The sequence below is a fragment of the Streptomyces toxytricini genome, from assembly GCF_014649915.1.
Lineage (GTDB): Bacteria > Actinomycetota > Actinomycetes > Streptomycetales > Streptomycetaceae > Streptomyces > Streptomyces toxytricini.
Window position 1 is genome coordinate 55758 of sequence record NZ_BMTY01000034.1, and the last position, 6000, is coordinate 61757.

Sequence of the window (6000 nt, forward strand, 5' to 3'; positions counted from 1 at the left end):
ACCGGTCCACGGGGTACCAGCCTATCAGCGCCCGGCGCGCTCCGCCTCCGGGCACGCCCCGCCACGGGCGCCCCACGCTGCGCGACCGGCCGCCCGCTGGGCCGGTCGGGCGGCATCCGCCCCGGTCACCCGTTCGGCCGAGCGGCATTCCCCCGAGACTTCAGGGGATCACTAGGGTGCCGTCATATCCTGCTCGGATATCGCTCCACATCGCCGCCGAGCAGTCCGGCAGACGGCGTAACCCGGCCGCATCCGGAATCATGAGCTCAGTGCGGGGATCCACACACGGAAGACACCGCGCAACCGCGCAATGCAAGCGCCCTTCGGGGCGACGTGGCCGTTTCGACTGGAGAAGCATCGTGTCCGGGCGCATCGAGGATTACGCACTGATCGGAGACACGCAGACCGCCGCACTGGTCTGCCGGGACGGATCGGTGGACTGGCTGTGCCTTCCCCGCTTCGACTCCCACGCCGTCTTCGCGAGCCTTCTCGGAACGGAGGACCACGGATTCTGGCGGATCGGCCCGGCCGGCCAGGCCGGAGCCGCGGCCCCGTACGCCGACCGCCGCCGCTACCAGGGCGACTCGCTGGTCCTGGAGTCCGAGTGGGACACCCCGCGCGGCACCGTCAGGGTGATCGACTTCATGCCGCCGCGCGAGGACCACGCCCCCCAGCTGGTCCGCATCGTGGAAGGCGTCAGCGGGCGGGTGCCGATGCGGTCCTCGCTGCGCATGCGGTTCAGCTACGGGCGGGTCGTGCCCTGGGTCCACAAGGTGGACCAGCGCACCGTGGCCGTCGCCGGCCCCGACTCGGTCTGGCTGGACACCGAGGCGCAGACCTACGGCAGGGACCTGACGACGTACTCCGACTTCACCGTCGGCCCCGGCGACCGGGTGGCCTTCTGCATCAGCTGGGCGCCCTCGCACCGCGCCGCGCCCGAGGTCCCCGACGCGTCGGCGGCGCTGGCCGCGACCACCGCGTTCTGGCGCGAGTGGGTCGACCACTGCACGTACCACGGCCCCTACCGGGAGGCCGTCATCCGCTCCCTGATCACGCTCAAGGCGCTGACGTACGGGCCGACCGGCGGGATCGTCGCCGCCCCGACCACCTCCCTGCCGGAGGAGATCGGCGGCGTGCGGAACTGGGACTACCGCTACACCTGGCTGCGCGACGCCGCCATCACCCTCTCCTCGCTGCTGCGCACCGGCTACCGCGAGGAGGCCCAGGCATGGCGCGAGTGGCTGCTGCGGGCCGTCGCCGGCGACCCGGAGAACCTGCAGATCATGTACGGGATCGCGGGCGAGCGCGAGCTCGGCGAGACCGAGCTGGACTGGCTGCCCGGCTACGAGGGCTCCCGCCCGGTCCGCGTCGGCAACGGCGCCGCGCACCAGCTCCAGCTGGACGTCTACGGCGAGGTCACCGAGGCCCTGCACCTCGGCCACATGACGGGCCTGGCCCGCAACGACTACGCCTCGGTGCTCCAGCTGAAGCTGATCAAGTACCTGGAGCAGCACTGGGACCAGCCCGACGAGGGCATCTGGGAGGTCCGCGGCCCGCGACGGCACTTCGTGCACTCCAAGGTGATGGCCTGGGTGGCGGTGGACCGGACGATCAAGCTCATCGAAAGCGGCGACGCGGACGGCCCGCTGGAGCGGTGGCGGGAGCTGCGCGACGAGATCCACCAGGACGTCTGCGAGAAGGGCTACGACAAGGAGCGCAACACCTTCACGCAGTCCTACGGGTCCAAGGAGCTGGACGCCTCGCTGCTGCTGATCCCGCAGATGGGCTTCCTCCCGCCGGACGACAAGCGGGTCATCGGCACCATCGAGGCGATCCAGCGCGAGCTGTCCACGCCCGACGGGTTCATCCTGCGCTACCCGACCGCCGGCGACGAGGCGGGCGTGGACGGGCTGGAGGGCGACGAGGGCGCCTTCCTGGCGTGCTCGTTCTGGATGGCCGACGACCTCGCGATGATCGGCCGGGTGGACGAGGCCCGGCACCTCTTCGAGAAGCTGCTCGCCCTGCGCAACGACCTGGGCCTGCTCGCGGAGGAGTGGGACCCGCGCCTCCAGCGGCAGGTCGGCAACTTCCCGCAGGCGTTCAGCCACGTCCCGCTGATCGACACCGCGCTGCGGCTGACCGCGAGCGGCGCGTACGGGGGCTGACGCGGGCCGACCGGGGGCGGCGGGCCGGTTCCGGCGCGCCGCCCGGGAGGGGCCCGCCTACCCTGGAGGGGTCCCTCGACCGACCGCTCGGGAAGGAGGGGTGGCGATGGCTCCCCTCTCCAAGGCGGGCAACGCGCTCGCCGCGCTCCGCGAGGACCTGGCCGGCGAGGTCTTCGCCCCCGGCGACCCGGGTTACGACGACGCCCGGCGCATCTTCAACGCGATGATCGACCGGCGGCCCGCCGTGATCGCCCGCTGCGAGAGCGTCGAGGACGTCGTCACCGCCGTCCGCTTCGCCCGCGACCTCGACCTGCCCGTCGCCGTGCGCGGCGGCGGCCACAGCGTCGCGGGCATGTCCCTGAACGACGGCGGCCTGGTGATCGACCTGCGCCTGATGAACGACGTGGCGGTCCACCCGGCGGCCAGGGCCGTCCGCGTCGCCGGCGGCGCCGTCATGGGCGACCTCGACCGGGCCTGCGAGCCGTACGGGCTCGCCACGACCGGAGGGCGGGTCTCCACCACCGGCGTCGGCGGCTACGTGCTCGGCGGCGGCAGCGGCTGGACCGACCGCAAGTTCGGCCTGGCCGTCGACAACCTCCTCGGCGCGGAACTCGTCACCGCCGACGGCAGCGTCGTGGAGGCGACGGCGGAGGAGAACCCCGAGCTGTTCTGGGCGCTCCACGGCGGCGGCGGGAACTTCGGCATCGCCACCTCGCTCACCCTGCGCCTGCACGACCTCCCCGCCTTCTCCTTCGCGCTGGTGATGGCGCTGCCCGAGCACGGGCCCGCCCTGGCCCGCGCCTACCGGGACCTCGTGGAGGAGGGGCCCGACGACCTCGGCGGCGGGTTCATCTACCTGACCGGCCCGCCCGAGGACTTCGTCCCGGCGCCCCTGCACGGCGCGCTCCTCGCCTGCGCGATCCTCACGTTCACCGGCCCGGAGGAGGGCGTCCGCAAGGCGGCCGCGCCGCTCCTGGCCGTCCCGCACGAGGCCGAACTCGTCGCCGAGCTGCCGTACGCGGACTTCGCGTGCATGCTCGACGACCCGCCCGGCCTGCGGAACTACTGGTCAGCCGAATACCTGACGGGCGCCCCCGACGACATGCTGGAGGTGTTCTGCTCCCGCGCCGAGTCCATGCCCGTCCCGTCCAACTGCCAGCACGTGCTGTTCCCGCAGGGCGGCGCGATCGCCGCCGGCCCCCGGCAGTGGCCGGTGCCCTACCGGGACGCCCCGTGGGTCGTGCACCCCTTCGGCGTGTGGGAGGACCCCGCCGACGACGAGAGGGCCATGGCGTGGGTGCGGGGCGTCCGCGCCGACGCCCGCCCGTGGAGCACCGGCGCCGTGTACCTGAACTTCACCGGCGACGAGGGGCCCGAGCGGATCGTCGCCGGCGTCGGCGCGGAGAACCTGCACCGGCTGCGCACCCTGAAACGGCAGTACGACCCGGACAACGTGTTCCGCTTCAACCACAACATCACCCCGCTCTAGCGAACGGGACCGTGGCCGCGGACTCCGACCCGCCTTGGAACGGTGCCGGGCGCCCGGTAGCGTCCCGCGGCATGGACAACCAGGGCGGGATCACCGTTCAGCGGGCCCTCGAGCTCCCCGGACTGCGCAGCGGACTGCCGGAGGTGGTGGCGTGCGCCGACCGCCTGGGCCGCACCGTGCGCTGGGTGCACGCCGGCGAGGTCCCCAACATCGCGTCGCTCCTCAAGGGCGGGGAGCTGCTCCTGACGACCGGGCTGGGCCTCGGCACGCGGCCCGCCGAGCAGCGGGCGTTCGTACGCCGCCTCGCCGAGCGCGGCATCGCCGCCCTCGTCGTCGAACTGGGGCCGCGCTTCACCCGGCTGCCCGCGACCATCGTCGACACGGCGCGGGCGGCCGGACTGCCGCTGGTGCAGCTGCACCGCGAAGTGCCGTTCGTGGCGGTCACGGAGGAGGTCCACACCGAGATCGTCAACGGGCACTACGCGCTCCTCCAGCGGGCCGAGGAGGTGCACGGGCGCTGCACGCAGGCCCTCCTCGGCGGCGGCGGCATCCCGCAAGTGCTGCGCATCCTCGCCGACTTCACGGCGAACCCGGTGTTCCTGGAGACCCCCGACGGGCAACTGCTGTACGGGGCCGGCCCCGTGGCGGGCGAAGCCGCCGCCGACCCGCTCCAGGTGTGGGAGGGGCTGCGCGGCCAGCGGGCCGCCGAGCCGTCGGGCCACGCCGTCGTCGTCGACGTGCCCGGCGGCGGGCCCGGCACCGGCTCCGTCCGGGCGCGGCTCGTCCTGCTCGGGGTGTCAGCGCCGCTGCTGCCGGTGCACCACATGGCCGCGGAGCGGACCGCGGGCGTCCTGGCGGTGGTCATGATGCAGGCCCGGCAGGAGGAGGAGCTCGCGGCGCGCGGCCGCGGCGACTTCCTGACCGACCTCGCGGAGGGCCGCATCTCCGCCGAGGACGCCCCCGCGCAGGCGCGGGTGCTGGGGTTCCGGCCCGGGGAGGGGCCGCTGCTGCCGGTGGTGATGCGGCTGTCGGCCGACCTCGGGCCGTCCGGTAACTGGGCCGTGCTGGCCCGGGCCGTCCTGGAGGAGCTGTCGGCGGTCGGCGTGCCGGTGCTGCTCGGGGTGCGGCCCGTCGAGGGCAGGGTGCCGCTGCTGGTGTCGCTGCGGGCCGAGTCCGAGCGGACGGCCGTCGCCGACCGGGTCGCGGCCGCGCTGCGCGCCGGGCTGGAACGGGCCGGGCTGGAGCGGGCCGGGGCGCCCGCGGCCGTCGTCGTCGGCGTCGCCGGCGGCTGGGCGGCCGCCTCGGCCGGGCTGCGGCACGCGGCGGAAACCGCCACCGCCGCGCACGGCCTGCCGGCCCGGCCCTGGTACGACGCCCGCCGGCTCGACATCGACCTGCTGCTGTGGCGGCTCCGAGAGCATCCCGACCTGGCGGCGTTCGTGGAACGGGCGATCGGGGCGCTGCGCGCCCACGACGCGGTGTCGCGGCCGGCGCTGCTGCCGACGCTGGAGACGTACCTGGCCCACGCGGGCCGCAAGGCGGAAACGGCGCGGGAGCTGCACCTGAACCGCCAGACCCTCTACAACCGCCTGGCCCGCATCGCGGACCTCCTGGGCACCGACCTGGACGACCCGGAAACGGTGCTGTCCCTGAGCCTGGCCCTGAGAGCCCGCCGCCACACGACCCCGTGACCCGGCCGCCGGGCCCGGCCGTACGACCCCGTCACCCGGCCCCCGGCCCCCGGGCCCGCCACACGACGCCGTCACCCGGCCCCCGGGCCCCGGGCCCGCCACACGACGCCGTCACCCGGCCCCCGGGCCCCGGGCCCGCCACACGACGCGGCCCCGGGGCGGCGCAGCCGCCCACCATGCCCGTGTCACCGCGGCCAGGTACCGGCTGAGCACCCGCTCCGCGCAGCGGCAGCGGCAGCGGCAGCAGCAGCAGCGGCAGCGGGCCTCCGCTGCGCGGGGCATGCCCCCACCCCGCCCCTTCCCGAAACCGGGACCTGCGGCCCCGGCCCCGCCGGGCTCCGCCCCACCGAATCCGGGCGCTCCGCGCCCGTCGCGCTCAAACGCCGCGCGGGCTTGATTTCCCGACCCGCCGTCGCCATGTGCAGCCCTACCCGCCCAGGACGCCGGCCAGTTGACGCCGCCCCATTTCACCCCTGCCGCTTTCAGGGCGCACGGGACCCAATCGAGCCCCGCCGGCGATTGAGGCGTACGGGCCCAATCGAGCCCCGCCGGCGTTTGGGACGCACGGGACCCAATCGAGCCCCGCCGGCGACTGAGGCGCGGGGCCCGGGGCAGAGCCCCGAAACCACCCGCTACCCGCCACCCGGCCACACCG

General features: G+C 74.9%; 3 protein-coding genes. All 3 read left to right on the forward strand.

Going from position 1 to position 6000, the window contains the following annotated elements:
• The first annotated feature begins 359 nt into the window (after nucleotides 1-359).
• The 3 genes from IE170_RS31075 (at nucleotide 360) to IE170_RS31085 (ending at nucleotide 5345) form a co-directional block, all read left to right on the forward strand.
• On the forward strand, nucleotides 360-2165 hold the full coding sequence (locus tag IE170_RS31075; protein WP_189812812.1) for a glycoside hydrolase family 15 protein: 1806 nt from the start codon (nucleotides 360-362) through the stop codon (nucleotides 2163-2165).
• A 106-nt stretch (nucleotides 2166-2271) separates the two neighbouring features.
• Nucleotides 2272-3654 carry an FAD-binding oxidoreductase gene (locus IE170_RS31080; RefSeq protein ID WP_189812813.1) on the forward strand — a complete coding sequence of 461 codons (1383 nt, stop codon included), beginning with the start codon at nucleotides 2272-2274 and terminating at the stop codon, nucleotides 3652-3654.
• A gap of 71 nt (nucleotides 3655-3725) precedes the next feature.
• On the forward strand, nucleotides 3726-5345 hold the full coding sequence (locus IE170_RS31085; protein WP_189812814.1) for a PucR family transcriptional regulator: 1620 nt from the start codon (nucleotides 3726-3728) through the stop codon (nucleotides 5343-5345).
• Nucleotides 5346-6000: the final 655 nt, after the last annotated feature.

Excerpts from the sequence above, each read along its gene's own strand:
- IE170_RS31080 (WP_189812813.1), top strand. The coding sequence starts at position 2,272 with ATGGCTCCCCTCTCCAAGGCGGGCAACGCGCTCGCCGCGCTCCGCGAG.
- IE170_RS31085 (WP_189812814.1), top strand. The coding sequence starts at position 3,726 with ATGGACAACCAGGGCGGGATCACCGTTCAGCGGGCCCTCGAGCTCCCC.